Annotated in this window: 18 protein-coding genes and 2 pseudogenes; 13 read left to right on the forward strand and 7 right to left on the reverse strand. The window is 66.4% G+C overall.

Annotation, left to right across the window (positions count from 1 at the left end):
* Positions 1–209 (forward strand): annotated as a pseudogene (locus VGP60_RS17585) (hypothetical protein); the annotation flags it as partial.
* A gap of 101 nt (positions 210–310) precedes the next feature.
* Here the strand turns inward: VGP60_RS17585 and VGP60_RS17590 are convergent.
* Together VGP60_RS17590 and VGP60_RS17595 are read right to left on the reverse strand one after the other, a co-directional pair.
* Positions 311–1,414 (reverse strand): HAMP domain-containing sensor histidine kinase, encoded by a 1,104-nt coding sequence (locus tag VGP60_RS17590; protein ID WP_327549092.1) that lies wholly within the window; start codon positions 1,412–1,414, stop codon positions 311–313.
* A complete protein-coding gene (locus VGP60_RS17595) occupies positions 1,386–2,057 on the reverse strand; it encodes a response regulator transcription factor (protein WP_327549093.1) in 672 nt (223 codons plus the stop codon). The genes VGP60_RS17590 and VGP60_RS17595 overlap by 29 nt, the downstream gene beginning before the upstream one ends.
* Before the next feature lie 246 nt (positions 2,058–2,303).
* Between VGP60_RS17595 and VGP60_RS17600 the strand changes: the two genes are divergently transcribed.
* The 7 genes from VGP60_RS17600 to VGP60_RS17630 are packed head-to-tail and all read left to right on the forward strand — an operon-like array spanning position 2,304 to position 15,904.
* Complete coding sequence (locus VGP60_RS17600; RefSeq protein ID WP_327549094.1) at positions 2,304–7,427, forward strand: hypothetical protein; 5,124 nt, start codon at positions 2,304–2,306, stop codon at positions 7,425–7,427.
* A 46-nt stretch (positions 7,428–7,473) separates the two neighbouring features.
* The gene (locus tag VGP60_RS17605) at positions 7,474–8,748 is read left to right on the forward strand and encodes a multicopper oxidase domain-containing protein (protein WP_327549095.1); all 1,275 of its coding nucleotides are present in this window, start codon (positions 7,474–7,476) and stop codon (positions 8,746–8,748) included.
* A gap of 25 nt (positions 8,749–8,773) precedes the next feature.
* Positions 8,774–10,111, forward strand: coding sequence for a multicopper oxidase domain-containing protein (locus VGP60_RS17610; protein ID WP_327549096.1), 1,338 nt, complete (start codon positions 8,774–8,776; stop codon positions 10,109–10,111).
* 26 nt (positions 10,112–10,137) lie between these two features.
* A complete protein-coding gene (locus VGP60_RS17615; protein ID WP_327549097.1) occupies positions 10,138–13,149 on the forward strand; it encodes a multicopper oxidase domain-containing protein in 3,012 nt (1,003 codons plus the stop codon).
* A 31-nt stretch (positions 13,150–13,180) separates the two neighbouring features.
* On the forward strand, positions 13,181–13,654 hold the full coding sequence (locus VGP60_RS17620) for a hypothetical protein (RefSeq protein ID WP_327549098.1): 474 nt from the start codon (positions 13,181–13,183) through the stop codon (positions 13,652–13,654).
* 5 nt (positions 13,655–13,659) lie between these two features.
* Positions 13,660–15,501: a copper resistance CopC/CopD family protein gene (locus tag VGP60_RS17625; protein WP_327549099.1), complete on the forward strand. Its 1,842-nt coding sequence runs from the start codon at positions 13,660–13,662 to the stop codon at positions 15,499–15,501.
* Between the two features lie 16 nt (positions 15,502–15,517).
* On the forward strand, positions 15,518–15,904 hold the full coding sequence (locus VGP60_RS17630) for an STAS domain-containing protein (protein WP_327549100.1): 387 nt from the start codon (positions 15,518–15,520) through the stop codon (positions 15,902–15,904).
* 86 nt (positions 15,905–15,990) lie between these two features.
* Here the strand turns inward: VGP60_RS17630 and VGP60_RS17635 are convergent, their stop codons facing one another.
* The gene (locus tag VGP60_RS17635) at positions 15,991–16,137 is read right to left on the reverse strand and encodes a hypothetical protein (protein ID WP_327549101.1); all 147 of its coding nucleotides are present in this window, start codon (positions 16,135–16,137) and stop codon (positions 15,991–15,993) included.
* A gap of 598 nt (positions 16,138–16,735) precedes the next feature.
* Here VGP60_RS17635 and VGP60_RS17640 point away from each other — a divergent pair.
* The 4 genes from VGP60_RS17640 (at position 16,736) to VGP60_RS17655 (ending at position 19,795) form a co-directional block, all read left to right on the forward strand.
* On the forward strand, positions 16,736–17,395 hold the full coding sequence (locus VGP60_RS17640; RefSeq protein WP_327549102.1) for a FadR/GntR family transcriptional regulator: 660 nt from the start codon (positions 16,736–16,738) through the stop codon (positions 17,393–17,395).
* A 60-nt stretch (positions 17,396–17,455) separates the two neighbouring features.
* Positions 17,456–17,725 carry a hypothetical protein gene (locus VGP60_RS17645; protein ID WP_327549103.1) on the forward strand — a complete coding sequence of 90 codons (270 nt, stop codon included), beginning with the start codon at positions 17,456–17,458 and terminating at the stop codon, positions 17,723–17,725.
* Between the two features lie 66 nt (positions 17,726–17,791).
* Complete coding sequence (locus tag VGP60_RS17650) at positions 17,792–18,043, forward strand: lipoyl domain-containing protein (protein WP_327549104.1); 252 nt, start codon at positions 17,792–17,794, stop codon at positions 18,041–18,043.
* Between the two features lie 120 nt (positions 18,044–18,163).
* A complete protein-coding gene (locus tag VGP60_RS17655; RefSeq protein WP_327549105.1) occupies positions 18,164–19,795 on the forward strand; it encodes an amidase family protein in 1,632 nt (543 codons plus the stop codon).
* A 286-nt stretch (positions 19,796–20,081) separates the two neighbouring features.
* Here VGP60_RS17655 and VGP60_RS17660 read toward each other — a convergent pair whose 3' ends face one another.
* The 3 genes from VGP60_RS17660 to VGP60_RS17670 all read right to left on the reverse strand — a co-directional run bounded on the left by VGP60_RS17660 (position 20,082) and on the right by VGP60_RS17670 (position 22,205).
* Positions 20,082–20,924, reverse strand: coding sequence for an alkaline phosphatase family protein (locus tag VGP60_RS17660; protein ID WP_327549106.1), 843 nt, complete (start codon positions 20,922–20,924; stop codon positions 20,082–20,084).
* Positions 20,925–21,233: 309 nt separating this feature from the next.
* Complete coding sequence (locus VGP60_RS17665; protein WP_327549107.1) at positions 21,234–21,665, reverse strand: hypothetical protein; 432 nt, start codon at positions 21,663–21,665, stop codon at positions 21,234–21,236.
* A 240-nt stretch (positions 21,666–21,905) separates the two neighbouring features.
* Entirely contained in the window at positions 21,906–22,205 is a 300-nt protein-coding gene (locus tag VGP60_RS17670; RefSeq protein WP_327549108.1) for a hypothetical protein, read from the reverse strand.
* Here VGP60_RS17670 and VGP60_RS17675 point away from each other — a divergent pair.
* On the forward strand, positions 22,195–22,752 hold the full coding sequence (locus VGP60_RS17675; RefSeq protein ID WP_327549109.1) for a hypothetical protein: 558 nt from the start codon (positions 22,195–22,197) through the stop codon (positions 22,750–22,752). The genes VGP60_RS17670 and VGP60_RS17675 overlap by 11 nt on opposite strands.
* A 33-nt stretch (positions 22,753–22,785) precedes the next feature.
* Here the strand turns inward: VGP60_RS17675 and VGP60_RS17680 are convergent.
* Positions 22,786–22,984: pseudogene (locus VGP60_RS17680) on the reverse strand (IS982 family transposase); the annotation flags it as partial.

The following is a 22,984-nucleotide window of genomic DNA, read 5'->3' on the forward strand; positions in this document are numbered from 1 at the left end:
AGATGGTCGCGTTCATGGCCCGCACCGAGGGTGTGTCGGTCTCCTTCCACTATGTCGCGAAACTGTGGCGGGACAACGGGATCAGACCTCATCGTCACGGCACGTTCAAGGTCAGCAAGGATCCGGAGTTCGCGGAAAAGGGCATGAGCATGATCGTCGTCGCCCCGGTCGCGACGTGGACTCTGCTAGTCCTGCCCGGATGGCTCTGACCGGGCGAATCGAATGTGGCCGCATTTCGTTGCGTCACAGCCCACCCGAGAGCACTTCTCCCCAAAGTGCCCTCGGGTGGGCCCATATCGGAAAACAGGTGCTATTCCGGTTCGAACGAGCCGCGCGCCTTGGCGTTGCCGGAAAGAGGAGCGGTCACGACACCCGGCCTGCGGTCACGGAACCGCTGCGGGATGCACAGCGTGAACGTGGTGCCCACACCGACCGAACTGCGAACCGACGCGCTGCCCCCGCGCGCCTCGACCGCCGCGCGCACGATCGCCAATCCCAGGCCGCTTCCCCCGCGGGCTTGCCCGCGCCTGCTCGACCACGATCGTTCAAAGATCTGTTCCACGTTCTCGTCGGCGATGCCGCACCCCGAGTCGGACACCTCGATCAGGAAGAAGTCCTGATCGCGCCAGGCACGCACGTGAATGCGGTCGCCGGTCTGCGTGAACGCGATCGCGTTTTCGATCAGGCTGTCCATCGCGGCCAGCAGTCGTTCCTCGTTCGCATCGACGGTGCCGACGTCGCTTTCACCTTGCCACCGCCGGTCCGCGACCGGAGTCCACCGCTGGATGAGCCGCTCGAGGAAGACGTCCAGGTTCAACGGTGACAGTTCGACCGGTGAGTCCAGCTGCATGAGCGTGGTCAATCTGCCGGTCAGGCGATCGAGCTTGGTCAGCTCGTCCAGCACGATCGAGGCGTCCACGTCGGTTTGGCGATCGTCGTGCGCGGAGCGAATCAGCTCGACGTAACCGCGGGCGATCGTGATCGACGTTCGCAGCTCATGCGACCCCAGGCGCACGAACAGTCCCTGGGTCTCGGCCCGCTGCCGTTCCAGGGCCGCGACCCGTTCCAATTCCACCAGTGCGCGCTGGCGGCCCCGGACGTGCCAGACCATCACCAGGAAGACCGCTGCCATCAACGGCACCTCGGACGTTTCCTCGAACCGGATCCGCCCGTCGAAGGCTTGACCCAGCATGAGCACGCCGGTCGACAGCGTCACCACGGCCAGTGCGGCCATCATTCCCGCCAGCGGCCAGGAATGCACCCCGAAGACGATCGCGATACTGATCCACACGAAATGGAACGGAATAGCCTCCCCTTCGGGGTAGACCCACATCGCCGCGAGATTGAGCAAGGCGAACAGGACCCAGCCGGACAGCACCAGGCGTTTAGCCCGCGGAGAGGCAGTAGCCCACATTGCGCACCGTCTCGATTCGACGAGAACCATCCAGCTTCGATCGAAGCCGCCGGACGTAGACATCGACCACGTTGCTACCCGGGTCGAACTGGTAGCCCCAGACATCGGCGAGCAACTCCTCGCGGCTGCACACCTGATCTGCCCGTTGCATCAAATGGCTCAATAGCACGAACTCCCGATGGGACAGTGCTGTCTGTTGATTACCCACGAAAACCGTCCGCCGTTGCGTATCCAACCGGAGATCACCGACTTGAAGGAATCGCGAGCCGCCCCCGAAACCCGTGGTTTCCCGCAGCCGCGCCCTGATCCTGGCGAGCAGCTCGGCGATCACGAACGGCTTGGGCAGGAAGTCCAGCGCGCCGGCGTCGAGCACGTGGACGCGGGTGCCGATCTCCGGTACCGCGGACAACACGACAACGCGCGAATTCGGTTGGCGGACAAGCAATTCGGCGAGCACCTCGGCACCGGAACGATCCGGCAGCATGAGGTCGAGGACGATCAGGTCGTAGGCACGTTCAGTAGCCGCGAACAGCCCTTCCGTGCCCGTCCGCGCGAGCTCCACGGTGTATCCCTCGGACTGCAGGACGCGCTGAAGAAGTTTACGAACCCGTTCCTCGTCATCCACAACCAGTAACCGGCTCACGGATTCACCTCGCTCGCTCCCCCGGACCAAGCTTCCCATTTTTTGTTGGGGACACGGAGCATTCCGTCGCGGGCCGGCGCTCTGTGTCCCAGCGGACTTGTCGATGTTTTCGGCACCGACGTTACAAACGGTGATAACGATCCGGACACCGTGACAACAAAATGACGGAATCGTCATGTTCGGCGCCTCAGGTCTGCGCAAGTCCCAACATCGACCCACACGCAGCACCCCCATTGGAGGCTGGCCATGGCTCGTTTGACGTTCCGCACCGCGGTCATCGCCGTGGCCGCCCTGACCGGGGTCGCGCTCGCCGTGCCAGTCGTACTCGACCATGCCGCTCCGCAGGCTCACGCCGCGCAACCGGGCTCGATCACCCTGCACGCCGAGAGCGCCCGTACCGTCGGGCCGGCGCCAGGGCAGGTTCGCAAGGGCGACGCGATCCCCCAGTACAGCTGGTTGATCGCCGCGGAGGACGTCGGCAATCCGAAGGACACACCGCAGAACTGCCTACCGGCCCGCGCCGGGGGCAGTGCCGACTTCGCCACGAAGTGCCAATGGCCTTCCATCCGCTACACACCCGGCGCGGTGCCCGTTGTCGCACAGGGCAACGAGACCGACCTCAACGACACGAAAGCCCTGGACAATCTGCCAGCGGGCAAGTATCTGATCTCGTTGACGGCGGACGGATACAAGATCGACGGCGCGCACTTCACCGTGGACGGCGGAACACAGCGGGTCACCGTGAGCATGCAGCCGTATCCGCTCCCGCTCGGAAACGTCCGGATCCGGGTCTTCAACGATTCGGTGCCGGTGGACGGGACCTACGAAGTCGGCTCCGAGTCAGGCCTGGCCGGGTTCACCGCACACCTGTCCGATGTCCTTGGTGAAGTCACCACCGACTACTACGGAAACCCGTTGTGCACCAAGTACGTGCACTCCGCGCCCGACGCGGCCCACCCGGCAGGCCAGATCGTCTTCGCCAACGGCAAGCCACAAGTCGACCCGTCCTCGACGGGAAAGTGTGTCAGTGACGCGGGGGGCGACATCCTGATCCCGAACATGGGCCCGGACCGCTACGCCGCGCAGGTCGTGCCACCTACGGGCAGCAACTGGGCGCAGACGACGACGCTCGAAGGCGCGCACGACTGGGACATCTGGACCCAGGAAGGCGACACCGGTTACGACACCGAGCAGACCGTGGGCGCGGAGATGGTTCCGGCCGTCGACTTCGGTTTCGCGCAGCCCAAGGCCTTGCCACCCGGCCCCACCGGTGAGATCAAGGGCGTCGCCGTGCAGATCAACACCTACATCGGTGGTACCGGCGGAGTGGGCGTGCCGGAGACCGGGGTGGCGGGCGCCAACATCCGCGGTCCCGTCGACAAGCCGTTCGTAGCACTGTCCGCGCTGGGCAACAACGACCAGATGATCTACATGGCGCGGGCCGGGAGCGACGGCAAGTTCGACATCAAGAACGTGCCCAACGGCGCCTATCAGCTGACACTCTGGGACTACCCGCAGGAGCTCCTTCTCGACAGCTTCAACGTGACCGTGAACAACGGCGGCGTCGTCGACGTAGGCCAAAAAGGACTGGCAGGCTGGCACACCGCGATCGAAGGCACGATCTTCGTCGACAGCAACGCCAACGGCAAACGGGATCCCGGTGAGGCGGGCGTGCCGCAGTTCCCGGTTTCGGTCAAGGAACGCGACAACTCGACGATGGACCAGGGAATCGCCGGGGCCACCACGGACGCGAACGGGCACTACTCGATCCCCGAGGTCTACCCGCTGACCAAGTTCCTCGTGCTCGAAGCGTTCAACACCCGGTACAAGACCACCGGCATCACCTACCAGGCCGACAACCAGCCGACGCCGACAACCATGCTCGGTGCCGCGGTGGACGTGTCGTTCCTGCCGATCATCGGCCTCAAAGGCAAAGTCGACTGGGGCGTGCAGCCGTACGCGGGCGCCGACAACGGCGGCATCGTCGGCACGGTCACCTACGACACCACCCGCAACGAACTCGATCCGCGTTACTCGGCGACCGAGTCCTACCAACCCGGCGTGCCCAACGTCCCGGTGCACCTCTTCGCTGTGCAGCGCGATGCGAATGGCGATCCTGTCGTCAACCCGGATGGCTCGACCGCCCGTGGGCCCGAGCTCTCGGACACCGTGACCTCCGAAACCTGGGAGCGGCCGGAGGGATGCGTCCCGCGGCTCCACAACGGAGACGTGCTGACCAACCAGCAGGCGGTCGGCCTCCCCGGCGAAACACCGTCCTGTGTGGAATCACCCATGAGCGGCGTCCAGGTGCGGCCAAGCGACACCACACCGGGGAACTTCGGCCAGACCGTGAACGGCAACTACGGGTTCGGCACCTCCAAGCTGAACCTGTACCCGCCGGGCGACGAGAACAACCCCGCCCCCGGCAAGGACCTGCCGCTGTACGCGAACCTCGCGGACAGCAACTACGAAGACCAGGCACTTGTCCCCGACGACTACCTCGTCTCGGTGGACCTGCCGCCGAACCCGGTGGGTGGCAAGCCGATGTACACCGTCACGCGCGAAGAGGACGTGAACGTCTTCAACGGCGACGGTTTCCTCCCGCAGGAGAACTTCCCGCCTTCCCCCGAGCTGTCCGCCGACCCGCCGACGCCTGCCCAGCCGCAACCCGACCCGGGTGCGCCGCCCTCCCAGGGCAACGGGATCACGCCGCCCTGCGCCGGTGCCGGGCACACCGTGCATGTGACGAACCAGAACTTCGTCGACGGCGGCGGCAGCCCCTTCGAAGGGCAGCAGAAGCCGTTGTGCGACCAGAAGCTGATCACCGTCCGGGGTGGACAATCGACCGCGCCCAACTTCAGTCTGTTCACCGAAGTGCCGCTGCCGACGCACTTCTTCGGGCTGACCATCAACGACCTCGGCCTGTCCGCCGATCCCCGGTCGGTCCAGTACGGCGAGGCCCAGCCGCTGCCGGGCGTGCCGATGGGCATCTACGACTGGAGCGGCAGGCTGGTCGACACCGTCACCACCGATTTCAACGGGTTCTACGAAGCGCTGGAGCCGTCCACGTCGACCTACAACTGCCCGCTGCCGGCTGGACCATGTCCGGGGATGTACCGGTTCGTGGGCAACGATCCGGGCCAGCCTGGCCACGTGAACCGTGACTACAACCCACGATTCCGAACCATCGCGACGAACTTCCAGGCGTGGCCGGGGTTGTACACGGTCACCGACACGGCGCCGACCCAGGTCGCGAACGTGGCGGTGGCTCCCGGATCGACCCAGGTGAACCCGGTGAACTGCACTCCACCCGCCACCGCACCCCAGATCTTCGCGCTGGACAAGCCTTTCCTCCGGCTGACCGACGCCAACCGCACTGTCACCATCAACGGCGCCGGCTTCGGGGCCACCAGGGGCAGCGGGCAGTTGACGCTGACCAGAGCCGACGGAACCACGATGAACGTGACCCCGACCAGCTGGACCGACACGATGATCCGGTTCACCGCGCCCGTGCCGATCCCGTTCCTCCGGCCGGCCGGCGCGTACCAGGTGTCGGTCCGCAAATCCGACGGCCAGACCACGACCAACGGTGTTTCGCTGCAGCTACTCGGGATCGGCTACAGCCCGAACCTGCTCCAGGTGAACCCACCGGCGCCGGGCCCTGCCGGAACCACCTTCACCACCGTGCAGGCCGCGCTGGAGGCCGCTGCCCGCGGCGCAGGCCAGCAGCTCGTAGTGGTGTGGCCGGGCCCGCAGGGTCAGGACAACCCGCAGGGCGCCTACTTCGAGAACCTCGTCGTGCACTCGCAGGTCCGCCTGCAGGGTGTCGGCCCTGGCGGCTTCCGGGCAGACGGCAGTTACGTGCGCGGCTCGGTGCTCAACGGGATCGGGTTCAACCCCGGCATCCCCAGCGGCACCGCCTGGTTCGCACTGATCGGCGGGCTGCAGTACCAGGGCCCGGCGAATGTGCCGGACGCCGCGGTGGTCACCGTGCTCGCTCCCCCGGCAGGCAACACCGGCTCGGCGATCGACGGGTTCACCATCACCGGCGGCGCGCAGGCCGACTTCGCGACCAACGTCAACATCGTCAACGGCGGAACCACGACACCGATCGGCGCGCCAGGCGCGGCCATCACCCAGGGCGGCGGCGTGTATGTGCACGCCGGCGTCAACAACCTCGGTGTGACCAACAACGTGATCGTCGGCAACGGCGGCTCCTACGGTGGAGGCGTCCGGGTGGGGACGCCGTACGTCACCACGATCCGCAACCGGAACCTGACGATCTCGCACAACCAGATCCGCGACAACGGCGGGACCAACCTCGCCGGCGGGATCGGGCTGTTCGACGGAACCGAGAACTACTCGATCGACCACAACGACCTGTGTGGCAACTTCTCCGCCGAATACGGCGGCGGCATCAGCCACTACGGCCGCAGCAACAACGGTGAGATCGCGAACAACAAGCTGTGGTTCAACCAGTCCTACGACGAGGCCGGCGGCATCATGATCGCCGGTGAGCTGAACGCCAACCTGAACCAGCCCTCGACCGGCTCCGGACCGGTGAACATCCACGAAAACCTCATCCAGGACAACCTCGCGAACGATGACGGTGGCGGGATCCGGCTGCTGCAGGCCGGGAACTTCCCGATCGCGATCGTGAACAACATCATCACCGACAACATCTCCACGCACGAGGGCGGCGGGCTCGCGCTCGACGACGCCACGAACGTGCGGATCGTCAACAACACGGTGATGAAGAACGTCACGACCGCCACCGCGGTCACCAGTACCGGCCAACCGGCTCCGGCCGGCCTGTCGACAGCGTTGAACAGCGCCCAACTGCAGGCGACGCTGCCGGCGAACGCACCGAAGTTCAGCAAGCCCCTGCTGTTCAACAACATCTTCTTCGACAACAGGGCCGGTAACTGGAATGGCGAATTCGTGTCCGGCATCGCCTCACCGCAGGCGCCTGTCACAGACCCGATCCGCCACTGGGACATGGGTTCGGCAGATGCCGGTGTCCAGCTGACGCCGACCTACTCAGTCCTGCAGCAGTACAACCCCGGTGTGGTTCCGAGCCCGACCAACAAGGTCGGGGCGGACCCGCGCGTGAAGGCGCCGTTCGACGTGACCGTCACCATCCTCACCTCCCGGACTTTCCCCTCCTTCCGGGCGGCGGTGATCGTCGCCAAGAACGTGCCACCGGGTCTGCAGGGCGACTACCACCTGGCGGGATTGTTCCCACCGGCCAACGGCGGCGGCACCAACTCGCAGCCTTACACCGGCGGCCAGTTCCCGGCCCCCAGGATCGACTACGACGGGCAAAACCGAGTGCCACCACCGGATATCGGTGCGGACGAAGTGTTCTGACCACCCCACCACGAACGCCGGGAACCACGAACACTCGGAGGACATCGTGAGCACTGAGAACCATCAGAGCCCTCTCAGCCGTCGCGCGCTGCTCTACGGCGGCGCGGGCGCGGTCGCCGCGGTCGCCGGAGGAAAATTCCTCGGCACTCGCCTCGACGGAACGTCGTCACCGGCCTTCAAGCCGGTGGCGGCGGCCACCGCCCCGCTGACCGAACTGCATTTCGCCGCCACCGACGGCTGGGTCTCGATGCCGGCCGGGGCACGGCAGAACCTGCCGTTCTGGCCGGACTCACTGGCGCCCACACCGTTCGATCTCTATGTGTTCGGCTTCCGTGACGTCACCGGCATGGACGCGGCCGGCGTCAACGCGCAGCGCGGCAAGGCGCAGATTTCCGCTCCGTTGCTGGCTTTCGATCAGGGCACCGACATCAAGATCACCCTGACGAACCTCGGTCTTGCGGTGCGCCCCGATCTGACTGACGGCCACACCGTGCACTGGCACGGGTTCCAGAACGCGATACCGCTGTTCGACGGCGTACCCGAGCTGTCGATCTCGGTGCCGACCGGCCGCGATTTCACCTACTTCTACCGCCCGCGCGAGGCGGGCACGTACATGTACCACTGCCATTTCGAAGACGTCGAGCACGTGCAGATGGGCATGACCGGCTTGGTTTTCGTCCGGCCTTCCCAGAACGCCCACCCCATCGGCACGGACCCCGTCGGCACGAAGTACGCCTACAACGACGGCGACGGCTCCACTCGCTACAACCGCGAGTTCGGGTTCATGATGACCGAGATCTGGGCCGAGTCGCACTACCGTGACGCGCACATCCAGGTCTCCGACTGGACGGACTTCGCACCGAGTTTCTGGGCGATGAACGGCCGCTGCTACCCGGACACCCTCGCGCCCAACGGAAATCCCACCAGCACCGCGGCCGGCCGCCTGCAATACCAGCCGAACAGCTCGCTGATCACCGCGAACGAAGGCGACCGGGTGCTGCTGCGGGTGGCCAACCTCGGCTATCAGAACCATTCGCTCACCGCCGACGGGATCACGTTGACCCTGGTGGCCAAGGACGCGTCACTGCTCCAAGGGCGTGACGGCAGCAAGCACTACCTCACCAGCAACAGTGTGCAGGTCGGTCCCGGCGAGAGCCGTGACGTGCTCTTCACCGCGCCCGCGCCGGGGACCTACCTGCTCTACGACCGCGACTACGGATTCCTGAACAACGGCGGTGGCGGCGGCTACGGCGGCCAGATGACCGAGATCCGGATCAGCCCACCGGGGACTCTCCCCGCGCAGACCATCCCCAATACCTGAGTAGGACTCGCACCGGGAGCGCCCCATGACTACCGCCACCACAGAAGAAACCCGCCGGCACAGATTCAGCTCGCGCCGGATCACCAGCGCGGCTCCCTTCATCCTCGCGGTCGCGATCGTGCTCGTCCTCACCATGCCGATCCCCTCCGCGTCCGCCGCCGGTACTCCGAACGGTCTCCTCTGCGAGTCCAACGCGGCGAACACGTTCTCGCTCGACGCGCGGTCCGGCTATGTCGCCACGCCGGACGGGAACTCCATCTACATGTGGAGCTACGCCTCGAGTACAAAAGGTTTCCAGCTCCCCGGTCCCATGCTGTGCGTGGATTCGGGTGTCCAGGTCACCGTGATCCTGCACAACACGCTGCCCGAGGCCACGTCGATCGTGTTCTCCGGCCAGCACCAGCAGAAGGCGAACGGGCATCCCGCCCAGCCCCAGGTCGACGGCAGCGGGCTACTGACGTCGCTGACCGACGCCGCGCCCGCCACCAACGGCTCGGTCACCTATACCTTCACCGCGGGGTCACCGGGTACCTACCTCTACGAAAGCGGCACCGATGTCGCCAAGCAGCGGGAAATGGGCCTCGCCGGCGCACTCGTGGTCCGGCCACCCGGCCAGGCCGACCACGCCAACGCGAGAGCCGACTCCTTGTTCGACAGCACCCGCGAGTACGTGTACCTGCTGTCCGAAGTGGATCCGGAGCTGCACCTCGCGGTGGAACGCAAGCGGGCGTTCGACGTCACCAAGACCCGGGCGCGGTACTTCTTCATCAACGGCCGCAGCATGCCGGACACGATCGCGCCGAACAACGCCGAGTGGCTGCCCAACCAGCCGTACGGATCCCTCGTCCGCCTCAGGCCGGTCGTGCCCGGCGACCCGAACGGCAAGCCCGCCTTGGTGCGCTACCTCAACGCCGGTTCGGTGAACTACCCCTTCCACCCGCACGGCAACGATCAACGGGTGATCACCGAGGACGGCCAGGTGGTACTGGGCGCCAACGGGACCGACGCGTCGTACGACAAATTCCTCATCGACATCGGCCCGGGACAGAGTGCGGACACCCTGGACCAGTGGGTCGACGCGGAGAACTGGAACCCGGCGACGAACCCGATCCCGGTCCCCCTGCCCCAGCTGCAGGATCAGATCGTCGGCCCTGGCACCGAAACCTGGTTCAGCGAGAACCCCTATCTGGGCGGCGCGCCCGGCGAGGTCCCCGCAGGCGTGGTGCGGAACAACCAATGCGGTGAGTACTACATGGTGGCGCACAGCCACGCTCTTCAACAGGCCACCAACTTCGGCGCGAGCTTCGGCGGGATGATGACCCTCGTCCGCATCGACCCGCCTGCCGGTTGCCCCACCCCGTGATGACCGTGGGCCGAAAGGACAGACCGATGCGCACCGATCTCTTGAAGACGCTGCTGGCGGCGACACTAGCCGGGTTCGGACTCGTGGTCATGGCACCTGCCGCGGCCGCCATACCCGCCGCGGCGGCGGCCGCGCTGCCCGACAGGCTGCCGGTCGCTCACATCGCGACACCGCAAGGCCTTCTGCCACAGACTGGGTGCACCCTCGCGGGTTCGGCCGCGACCTGCGAGCTCTACGCCAAACCCGGCACACTGACCGTGTCCAGCCTCCCGATTCCCATCTGGGGCCTGTCCTCGACCGACACCGGCGCGTCGTCCACGCCTGGACCGGTACTGGTGGTCACCGAGGGCGACACGGTCACCGTGAACCTCCACAATGGACTCCCGAACGCGTTGAGCCTTGCCGTTCCCGGACTTTCCCTCGGCCCTGACGACCGCGCCGGTGCGGCGCCGGGCGCGGCGAAGTCCTATACCTTCACCGCGAGCAGGCCCGGCACCTATCTCTACGAGGCCGGCCACACCCCCGATGGCGCGCGCCAAGCCGCGATGGGCGTCGTCGGCGCCATGATCGTGCGCCCCGCGGGCGGCGCCGGAACCGCCTATGGCACACCGGGAAGTACCTTCGACGACGAAACCGCGCTCGTACTGTCCGAAGTAGACCCGGCGTTCAACGCCAATCCGGCCGGCTTCGATCTGCGTAATTTCCAGCCGGTGTACCGGCTCATGAACGGCAAGGCGTACCCGGAAACCGATCCGATCGCGACCACGGGCGGACGCCGGGTACTCCTGCGCTACGTCAACGCGGGCCTCAGCGCCCACGCCATGGGCACCCTCGGCGCGGATCAGTCCGTGCTGGCAACCGACGCCCGCCCGGCCGAAGTCCCGCACATCAAGATCTCCGACAGCATTCCGGCCGGAAGCACCGAGGACACCCTGGTCACCGTTCCCCCACCCGCGGACGGCGCGAAATTCGCCGTCTACGAGACGGCGGGCAGGCTCGACACCGCCGGGCATCGGGCCGGTACCACGAACATCGTCGCTTTCGGCGGGATGATGACCTTCCTCGACACCGGAGCGGCACCGGCCGGCCCCGATACCGTAGGACCGGTTTCGCAGCGCGTGAGCGCCAGCCCGTCCTCGGCGACCGGACTGCAGACGGTCACCTTCACCGTGGACTTCACCGACGTGCCGAACGGCAACTCGAACGTCACGCGCGGCGAGTTCGTCGTCGACGACCCGGCGATCGCCGTGGGCACCGGAACCGCGTTCACCGGCGCCTTCGGCACCCCGGCGGTGACCGGGGCGCAGGCGACGCTCAACCTGGCGACGCTCAGTCCCGCGCTCGCCGCCGGAAAGCACACCGTGTACGTCCGCGCCCTTGACTCCCAAGGGAACTGGGGCGTCGTCAACTCGGTCGTGCTGACCGTGAGCAGCTCCGGACCGGTCACCACCGGTTCGCTGAACCCGGCGACCGGCAACGGACTCGCCTCCGTCACAGTAGGCACGACTGGCGACGACTCGCTGCTCGGCGGCACCGTCGACGCGGCCGAGTACTTCATCGCCGCGCTGGGCGCCAACGGCACCGGCACGCCGATGACGGTGACCCCGGCGACGATCGCCGCGGAAACCGGCACGATCTCCGCGGGCACGCTTGCCTCGCTCCCCGAAGGCCCGGTCACCGTCTTGGTGCACAGCCATGACACGTTCGGACTGTGGGGCCCCGCGCAGACGCTGACGTTCAACCTCGACAGAACGGCCCCGGCCATGGACAGCGGGATCGTCGAACCGAGCCCGAACAACGGCACCGCCGGCTCGGCGGCCGACCCGACCGCCATCAAGGTGACCGGCGCGTTCACCGATCCCCTCACTGCCGGTATCGCCTCGCCGATCATGGCTGCCGAAGGATTCATCGACAATCCCTCCGGCGTGCCGGGCACCGGGCTGACATTCGTCGCTTCCGACGGATCGTTCAACGCGGCCTCCGAAGGCGCATACGGCCTCATCCCGCTCAGCCAGCTCACCGGGATGGCCGACGGACCGCACCAGATCTACGTGCACGCCAAGGACCTCGCCGGGAACTGGGGGCCGTACGCCCCGCTGACCCTGGTGATCGACAGGGCAGGTCCCGTGATGACCGCCGCCGGCGCCACACCGGCATCGGTCAACCGGAACACGACCGCCGTCAACCTGGCGGCGACCGCGACCGACGCCCGCACCGCGATCAGCGGGGCCGAGTGGTTCGACGGAGCCGATCCCGGCAAGGGCCTCGGCCACCGGATGACGATCACTTCGACCGGTCCCACCTCGGCGACGGTGAACGTCGCCGCGAGTCCGGGCAGTCTCGGTGTCGGATCGCACACGCTGTCGATCAGGGCCCTCGACGCCGCCGGCAACTGGGGCATCCCGGCCACGGTGACCGTCAACGTCACGGCACTGAGCAACATGCTGCTGGCTGATGGGTTCGAGTCGGGCAACACCAATGCCTGGTCCGGACAGGTTGGCCCGGTGGCGGTCAATCCGGGTTCCGCGTTGACCGGCCTGCTCGGGATGCAGGCCACCGCGGCCGGCGCCACGCCCGCCTACCTGGTGGACACCACACCGGCCAACGAAAGCAGCTATCACCTGCAGTTCCAGTTCCGGCCGGACACCCTCGCCACCGGAACGGGCACGGTCAACCTGGCCACCGGGCTGTCGAGCTCCGGCCAGAACCTGTTCGTCGTGCAGTACCGCAAGTCCACCGGTACGGCGCAGGTCAGGCTCGGGGTCCGCCGCAGCACCGGTGTGATCGCGTACACCAGCTACATCAACCTCGTGGGCAGCGGCACGCAGACACTGCGGGTCGACTGGGCGGCCGGGACCTCGACCACCCACAAGCTGACCGTCGGCACGGTGTCCCCGCAGTCCCAGCAGCTGACCGGCGTCAATACCGGCACCGTCCGGCTGGAAACCCTGTGGTTGGGGCTCTTCGGCGGTGGCACCGGCACCACCGGGGCAGCGTCGTTCGACGCCATCCTCGCTACTCGATTCACCCTGCCTTGACCCGTCACTAGCTCTCGATGAAGGAGGCGCTATGCGCCAGCAAAAGTTGGGTAAGTGGTGGCGGCGAGGTGTGGTCCGGATCGCGGTGCTGGCGGTGCTCGTGCTCGGGTTCGCGGCAGCGTTGGTCTGGCGGGTACAGTCGCCGGCCGACGCGCGCCGGCCCTACCAGGTCCCCGAGGACCGGCAGATCGAGAGCAGTCTCGGCATCCGCATCCAGCAGGCGGCGGTAGTCGCCGACGGTGGTCTCGTGGAGATCCGCTACACCGTGCTGGACGGGCAAAAGGCGTCCAAGTTCCAAAACGACGTGCACCATCCGCCGGTGCTGCGCAGCGAGCGCCGGAAGGGTGACGTCTACCGCGCCGCGCTGATGAAGCAGGGCCACGAGCTGAGGCCGGGCCAGACCTACTACATCCTCTACCTCAACAACGGCAACACCATCCGCAGTGGCGAGACCCTCGATGTGGAAGCCAACGGAATCCACCTGCCGCACGTCCCGGTTCGGTGATCGGCGTGCCCGAAGAGCGCATTCTGGTACGGCTGGCGGTGGTGGCGGGTGCGCTCGCCGCTGCCGCCGGGCTCGCGGTGCTTTCGGCAGCGCCGGCTTCGGCACACGCCGAGCCGACCGGCAGCAGCCCTGCCGACGGGTCCACAGTGGACTCGGCACCGGCCGGGCTCGAGATCGACCTGACCGAGTCCGTCGAACTCGCCGGCTCCAAGGTGTCCCTTGTGGACGGTTCCGGGCACGCCATCGCGACGGGCAAAACCGAGCTGATCCGCGCCGCGGCCGCGCGGCCGAAAGATCCGTCCAAGCTCAGGGTGCCGCTGCCACCGCTGCCACCGGACACCTACCGGGTGTCCTGGACGACGGTGTCCAGCGACGACCTGCACACGACGAGCGGAACACTGGTGTTCGGCGTGCAGCGGGCCGTCGTCCCCGCGGCGGCGGGGATCCCGGCCGATCCGCTCCCGGCCGTCGGCGAAGTCGCCGCACAGGGCGCGATCTACCTCGGACTCGGCGGCTGGATGGGCGCGATGGTGCTGCTGGCACTGTTCCGGACCGGGGCCCCGGCCGGGGCCGCCCGCTCGCGGCTGCTGCGCGCCGCGGCCGCGGCCGCGGGGGTCGGCGCGGCCGGTGGCATCGCGCTGCTTCTGGTGCGCGCCACGGGATTCGACGGCGGGCCCATCCGTACCGCCTGGTTGCTGCTGACCGGAAGCTCGGTCGGGCCCCCGTGGCTGGCCCGCGAAGCCGCCGCCGTGGCGATGGTGGCGCTTGCCCTCTACGCACTGCGAAAGCCGGCGATGCCGAAGCAAGCCCTGTTCGGCTGTGCGGCCGCGCTGGCGCTGACCGCCGGGATGTCAACGGCATTGCAGGGGCACCTTTCCGTGTCAGGACCGCTGCTCCTGATGACCGATACGCTGCACGTGCTGGCCACCATGGTCTGGGCAGGCACCGTGATCGCCGCCGGTGCGGTACTCCTGCACACCCGCGGCGACCGCGAACTCGCCCGGGATGTGCTGCGACGCTTCGGCTTTGTCGCGACCTCCGCGCTGACGATCCTGGTGGCGACCGGCCTGTTGCTCGCCGCCGACCGGGTCGCGTCGTTCGACGCGCTACTGCTGTCGACCTACGGCCGGACACTGCTGATCAAGGTCGCCCTCGTCGCACTGGCCGCATTGGCCGGGCTCGTCGCCACGCTGACTCTGCACAGGCGGCGACGCGCGGACGGACGCGCCCGCCGGACCGTGCTGGTCGAAATGTGGCTGCTGACCGGAGTTCTGCTCATAACGGCGGGTCTCGTGTCAACGCATCAGGCCAGCGGTCCGCAATGGCGGCCACCCGGGAAGACGTCCACATCGGATCTCACGTCCGCGAACGCCGACGACCTGGTGCAGACGTTGAGCGTGCGGCCGAACCTGCCCGGCCGGAACTTCATCACCGTCAACGTCTTCGACACCCGGCGGCCATCGCCGGCGCCCGTCCAAACAGTGCTGGTCACTCTGCGCGGCCCGGGCGGCACGACCGTGACCCGCACGGCGAGCCCGGCCGCACCGGGCTCATACCTGCTCGCAACCGACGACCTCGTCTCGAGCGGGCCATGGGCAATCACCGTCACCGCCCTCCGCCCGCAATTCACCCCGGCCTCCGGGACGTTCGCCTGGGCCGTGCCACCGGGCACCGTTGTGGTGCGCCAGCCTGTCGTGTCGCTGAATCCGCTGACGCCCTACACCGGATGGCTGGCCGCTGCGGTCCTTCTCCTCGGCGTCGCGGCTATGACACTCCTGCTGCGCCGCCGCCGGACTCCGCAACCCGCGGCGCTCGAGTCGCCCAAGCTCCCCGCCGGCATCCGGTAGCCGGAAACCGGAAACAATGATGACCGGCGCCTCCCGCGAATCTGGGCAGCACGAGAGATTCGGCATCTCGATCGACAAGGACGACAGTCATGTTGTCGTCGACCTCTGTGGAAACCTGGACGACGAAAGCGCCGGCTTGATCGCGCTTTGGCTGACCCCGCTCGTGCTCATCGAACGCCTGCGCACTGTGGTGATCCACATCGGACTGATCACCACAATGACCGTCGAAGGGCTCGACACGTTCGTCGAGCTGATCGAACTGGCTCAGCATCGTGGCTGTGACCTCCGGGTCATCGCGGGATCGGAGGGCAGGGCGGAACCACTGCGGCTCGTCGGGCCGGCGAGCTCGATCGTCGGCGAGCTCTTGTCCGCCTTGGCGGAACAGAACCCACCAGGCCCGTGACGGCGGCCGGGTCACGGACCGTCTCCGGACGGACCGGGGACCGGGACGACGATCGGCGCCTTCGCCGGCATCCACGCCGGCGTCACCTACTGCGGGTTGACTCGCCACGCCTTCGCGATGTCGGCGAACGGGGCGAACCTCGAACCCAGCTCACTCGCCTTGGTGATACCGCCTAGCGGGTTCCACGTCAGGAAGCCGATACCGAGCTCCGCGCACAACTCCAGCTCCGGCACGCATCCAGACGGAGCTGTGCGCTTCGGGCGAGTGCCTGCAGGTGTTCGGCTCGGACATCGCCGCGCACGGCACGGGACGCGGTTGTACGCGGGCCTCCGCCAGAGTTTCCCGCGGCATCACGACCATGGGAAAACCGTTCGTCCGCGGCGGAACCTAGTTCGCCGGCCAGTACAGCCAAGGTTTCTACGGCTGGATCGGCGACGTCCGGATCATGTCCCGCGCCTTGCAACCCCGAGAGTTCCTCGCGTCTTTCTCCTGACTCGGTCGGCAACACGTCAAAACGGGATGGCGACGAGTTGTCCCATATGGGCCTTGTGTCGTTCGAGCCCCGAATCGCCGCAATCGACGGCCTGGCAGAGACAGTCTCGCGCGCACATCCCTGTCCTAGCCCCAAAATCTGGACTGGCGCGTAGTGCCGAGCCACTGCTGCCAGGTGCGTCGTTTCGCCGCAGTAACCGTTCGTATCAGTCATGTTAAGCGCCTTACGCTGCTTGCCGTCTCGACGTACCGTCCATTCATCAGATGGTCAGACCAACTTGGGAACGGTGGCAGGTGGCAGAACGCCCGATTGGTCCGCTCGGCTTGCGGGTGCGCAGTGTGAGCGTGCAGATCGCGGCGCACCTGGAACGCCTGATCACCCTGGGCGAGCTCAATCCGGGCGATCGGCTGCCCGCCGAGCGCGATTTGGCCGTGGACCTACAGGTATCGCGGGCATCACTGCGCGAGGCGATGCATGAGTTGGAGGCGAAGAAGCTCATCGAACGGCGGCCCGGTCGCGGAACCATCGTGTTGCCACCACCCGAACATGTCCGCGACCTCTACGAACACATCTCCGGCGAAGACCGCAAGTTGCGTGATATCGCGGAACTCCGCGAGACGATCGAGCCACAGATCGCACGGCTGGCCGCCGGCCGGGCGACCGACGCGAACCTGCTGGAGCTCGACAGCGTGCTCAAGCATACCGTCGAAGGGTTGACCGCCAACGGTTCGGTGAAACTGGATCTGGAGTTCCACCTTCTACTGGCGCAAGCCTCGCAGAACCCGTTGCTGGCTTCGCTGAACACATTGACCAGCTCATGGACGCGGTCGGTCCGAGTCTTTTCCCACGCGACAAAACACGCACGCGAGGTCTCTTATCGGGGCCACCGCGCGATTCTCGACGCCGTCGTGGAAAGGGACAAAGACGCAGCCGGGGCTGCCATGCTCAAGCATCTGCAGGAAGTCGCCGAGCTGACAAACGAGAATTATCCCCTATAGCTTTTTCTGTGGCCACCGTCGACCGCACCCAAATTTCCGTCTCACCGAGAGGAAAGCGCCGTGCGTAAATCCGTCCCCACCATCGCATCCGTCCGGGCCTTCGCCGCAGTGGTATCCCTTGGCCTGCTGGCCACCGGATGCTCCTCCGCCAGCAGCACCAGCGGCAGCAACGCGAGCAGCGGTCCGGTCTCCGCAGCCTGCACCGCAGGCCAGAAGGCCAACCCCAGCGTTGTGGGCAAGCACTACACGGTCGGCAGCCCGCCGCTGGAAAGGACGCTGTATCCGACCGTGACCCGGATCGTCGACGCCGCGCACAAGACGATTCGGTAGCGCCTGGAATTGCCGAGCCAGACCGAGAGCCGGCATTCATGAATATCGAAAATTCGAGGAACACACATGCTCGTGGAAGTTCTGCTGCCCCAGTGGGGAATGGGAATGAAAGGTGTCATCGTCAACTGGTTCAAAGGCGAAGGAGACACCGTCGAGGCCGGTGAGCCCCTCGCCGAGGTTGAAGCGGCGAAGGCAACTTCAGACGTTGAAGCACCGGCGTCGGGCGTACTGCACAAAATCCTGGCCGAAGTCGATGAGACGGTGGAGGTCAGGTCGGTGATAGCCGTGATCGACGACGGATCCCCGGCGGCGCAGTAGCCGCGCAGGCGATTTCTCTTATGCGCCAGAGGTAACAGCCGATATGCGGCGGTAAACCGACGCCACTACCGCACCGCCGTCCGGCGGCTGTAGACGATGACTGAAGATAGGTGTGACACAGTGAGCAATTTCACCAGGCGTGGCTTCATGGGCGCAGTGGGCGCGGCCGGCGCGCTGGGCATCGTTGGCGGGATGGGAAATCCGGCTTTCGCGCAGGGGACGGCCGTTCCGCAGGCGGCGACAGGTACGTCCGCCCCGCAGTCCCGCAGAGACAGCTTCGAACTGATGGAGGCGACCATCGCCGACATTCACGACGCATACCACAACGGCCGGCTCACCTGCCGGCAACTGGTGCAGCACTACCTCGACCGAATCGCCGCCTACGACAAGCAAGGGCCGGCGTTGACGGCGATCATCACCGTCAACCCGCGCGCGCTCAAAATCGCCGACGAACTGGATCGCCAGTACCGTCGATCCGGTCTGACCGGCACGCTGCACGGCATCCCGGTCATCCTGAAGGACAACTACGACACCTTCGACATGGCGACCACCGGTGGCAACACCGCCATGCGTACCTCCGTGCCGCCGACCGACGCGTTCACGGTCGACAAGATGCGCAAGGCGGGGGCGATCATCCTCGCCAAGGCCAACCTGCAGGAATTCGCCAGGGGTGGCAACTCGCTCAGTTCGCTGGGCGGCCAGGTTCTCAACCCCTACGACCTCACCCGGACACCGGGTGGATCCAGTGGCGGGACCGGCGCGGCGATCGCGGCGAACTTCGGCGTCCTGGGCACGGGCAGTGACACCGGCCAGTCGGTCCGCTCCCCCGCCTCCGCCAACAGTCTCGTCGGTGTGCGCTCCACCAGGGGCCTGATCAGCCGGGCCGGCGTCATACCGGCCAGCATCATCCAGGACGAGCTCGGGCCGATCACCCGTACGGTGGAGGACGCCGCCCGGCTGCTCGACGTCATGGTGGGCTATGACCCGAAAGACCCGGTCACGGCATACGGCGTCACCCGCGCTCCGCGCAGCTACACAGACCAGCTGCACGGCAATGCGCTTCGCGGCGCCCGTATCGGCGTGATGACCAACCTGTTCGGCACCGAGGCGCGCCACCAGGAGGTCAATCGCGTGATGGAGAAAGTCATCTCCACCATGCAGGCGCAAGGCGCGACCATCGTCCGCTTCAGCCTGCCCGCGTACGACACACTGTCGCCTATTGTGGTCACCTCGACATGGGATGCGCACACCGCCATGGACGAGTACTTCGCTTCGCTCGGCCCGGACGCCCCGGTGCACACCTTCGACCAGCTGGTCACGTCCAAGACGGCGACACCGGAGGCGCAGAAGGCGATGGAGGCGGAATTGGCGATCAAAGACGGCCTGAACAACCCGGACTACAAGGACCACATCGTCAACCGGGAAAAGCTTCGGATGGCGGTATCGACCAAGATGGCCGAGCTCGACATTCAGGCGATCCTGTACCCGCTGCAGAAGGTGCTCGTCTCCGTTGTCGGCGTGCCGCAACCGGAACGCAACGGCACCCTGTCCAACGGCACAGGGTTCCCGGCCGTCTGCTTTCCCGGCGGGTTCTCCACCCCCACCGACACAGCTCCGATCGGCGCGCCGGTGGGCGCCGAACTGCTCGGGCGTGAGTTCAGCGAGCCGCTGCTGCTCTCGCTTGCCTACGCCTATGAGCAGACCGCGAAGGCCCGGAAACTGCCTCGCAGCACGCCGCGCCTGCCCCAGTAGCCGAAGGGATATCGTGGTGCGCACCGTTTCGAAGCCCGGCAACACTCCCGCAAATCGGGCAACCCAACACCATCACGAACAGCGCGGTGACAGTACGTCGTACACGGGTCCTCCCGGTTCAGACGGACGACGGGGTCAGGGACGGGTGCGATCCGCGAACTCCGCCGGCTGCGCAGGACCTGTGCGAGGCCCACCGCGACACCGGCGGCAAGCAGCGCCCCCCGTTACCTTCCCGGCGCGGTCATCGTTCGCATGCGGGGCGGCCGGGTGGTCGCCCCGCACCCGATCACAGCCAGGTGTCGGTGATGCTGGTGGCGCCGGCCGCATTGCCGAGGTGGGATAACCCATACATGTCCTCGATGGTGCGCAGGACGCTGTAATGCGTGATCTTCTCGCCGTAGGAACCCGGCTTGACCGGCTGGCCGTAGAACACCGTGGGGATGCGGTTGGCGGTGGTGAAGTCGTCCTCGTCGAAATCGACGACCAGCAGGCTGTTGTGGGTCAACGCCCAATCGGCGTAGCCCTTGAGGTTGTTCTTCAACCAGGTGTCGCCGGTGGACACCGAGCAGTCGTGCATGTCGTTGCACAGGTCCGGGATCACATAGGACACCGTCGGCAAGCTCGCGTAGTTGGCGGGGAAGGCCGTGTACGGCTTGTTCGTCGAGGTGGCCAGGTTGCTGAAGTTGACCCACGGCGCGTGCTTGCGCGCGTACTTTCCTGTCGCGCAACCGGTGTAGCCGGTCGACGGCAGCCCCTCGGAGTAGCCGGCGAAGGTGCGGCCGGTGTCGATGAGCTGCTTGCCGAGGTTGCTGGTGGTGAACGTGTGCGGGCACGAGTCGTCGCTCACGCCTTGTGTGCTCCCGCTGAACTGGGCGAGGTAGTTCGGTTGACTCGGGTGCGTCACGCCGTAAGACTGCGTGAAGTTCGCACCCGCCTTCGACAGCGACGTGATGTACGGGGCGCTGGGGCTGCCGATGACCTGCGGTTGCTGGTGGTTCTCGAACAGCACGATCACGACGTGGTCAGGAGTCGGCACGGCGCCGACGGCCGCGGCGGACGCACTCGCCGACGCCACGGAGACAGTGGCGACGGCGGCCAGGGACAGGCCAAGGAGCTTTCGAAGACGCATGGTCGTTCTCCCAGTGGTGGTGGGGACTTCTCGGTTCGAGTCTCACGAGCGCTCCGCAGCGTCGCAGCCGAAAACGAACGCGACGTGAGCCTGACATGTCCGCCAACGCAACAGTGGATAATTAACCCAATAAGCCACACATCTTGCCATCCTCTTACCAAGCAGATAATTCAGCAGAACGAAGGCATTTCTTTCGCGAAGCTCGTAAAACTCACCGATAAGACATCTCCATGCCGATGGGGCGAAAACGATGCGATTCTCGGCACTCGGCATCCAGACGCCCGTCCTGAGGCTTGCGACGGCGAATAATCAGTTCGGCCACGACAATGTTGGGAATCCAGCACAACCATGGGAGGACGTAGCAGACTGGAACAGTTCCAGCGACTCGTGGACGGCGGCTTCCGCGACGGCGGTTGCGGCGCACAACAGCGTCGCAGCATCCGGTTCGTGCCCGGCCCACCGGTGAGTCAATGCTCGATGCGGAGACAGCGGAAAGGCGATCACGCCGATGTCGTGCAGGTCCGGCGCAAGCCCCGGGTCGAAGCGGCGCGGCGCAGATGGATCTTCGCGGTCAACACAGCCGATGAGCAGGCTGGCGGCGTCGTCAGCGAATGAGAGCCGATCGGCTTGGAAGCACATGTCTGGGTGAAGCCAGCGCCCTGTGAGATGCCACTGCTCGACCGAGTCTGGCCATACTGGATGCCCCATGTCGAACAGGCGTCCTCCACGTCCGAGGCCCACAGCCGGATGCTCGCGACCTCCCCGAAACTCACGTCGAGAGCTGCGCTGTAGGACGACAACGGCGTTCCGCGCCACGCGAAGTCCTGGCTAAGCAATTCGTCCAGGAGCGCTTGGGCGTGCTTGTGCCAGGCGGCAAGATCGAACTGGGCAGGAAGCGAAAGCTCTCTACCAGGAGATACCGGCACCTCCGACGAACGTGGTACATCGCTCCATTCTGCGCTCAGGAGGTACGCATGGTCGCTACTCGCCCTCGTGACGGGCGGCGAGATAGTCGGCCCAGTTGGTGCGGGCGTAGGCGAGCCATTGGTTGGCGGTCTTGATGCTGATGCCGATCATGTCGCTGACGATGACGTTTGGCAGCTCGGTGACCAGCATGGCCGTGGCCGCGTTGTACGCGGCGGTCGTACCAAGGTCGTGTCGTAGAAGCTGAACTCCGAGCGATTCAGAGCGGAGCGGTCGGTTGGGGACGATACTTGGAAACAAGTAATGGGTGTTGCCTGGGATGATGCCGCGCTGGCGGTCGGCCAGTTTGCCGGTCAACCAGCACCGCAAGGCCTGGCGGCAGCAGCACCGGATTCGCGCCAATGATGAGGAAGGTGTCGCCGCTGTGACGCTGGAAGCGACCAGCGGTCAACTCGACGCCCCATGTGAGAGGCATCGCGTAAAGCCGAACCAGCGCTCCGGCGACGCGGGTCTCGAGGGGCAGGGCCGGGTCGGTGAGACAACACCGGAGTTGATCGATGTGGTCTTCGGGCGTGACCGCACCACAATCCGCAGTTACCTCTCCGGCGACACGGAACCCGGTCGCCGCAAAACCGCAGGCCCAGACCCGTTCGAGCCGTACGTCGCGCATGATTCCGCACCTGCCGATGCTGCTGCGAACCGTCGGCTGCTGCTCACCAGCGACGGCATCCACCAGGCCATCCCCCGCCGCAGCATCGCCCGAGCTGCGCGCGTGTTCACCGACGCGGAGTTCTGCGCGCGCAACCTGACCCTCGCCGCTCGCTACTTCGGTGGCCGCGACAACCCCACCGCCTTGGTCGTCGATCCCCAACTCGCACCTGGCACCGGAGGGCCGTTCCAGTGATCGCCCTAGATGATTGATTCCGTGAAGTTGGTGTTAGTGGTCGTAGGCGACGAGTGACCTTTTGCTGGTCACGCCGGTCTGCCAGGTGTGCCAGATACCCGCGGCCATGGCGAGCAGCCGTTGCGCGACCCGCACAAGAACCCCGGACGGGGTCCGGCCACCGTGACGTTCGAGATCGAGTTGACCTTTAAGGAGCTGGTTGACCGACTCGATCCACTGCCGGACCCCACCG

It is taken from the genome of Amycolatopsis sp. (assembly GCF_036008905.1).
In the GTDB taxonomy this organism is placed as follows: domain Bacteria; phylum Actinomycetota; class Actinomycetes; order Mycobacteriales; family Pseudonocardiaceae; genus Amycolatopsis.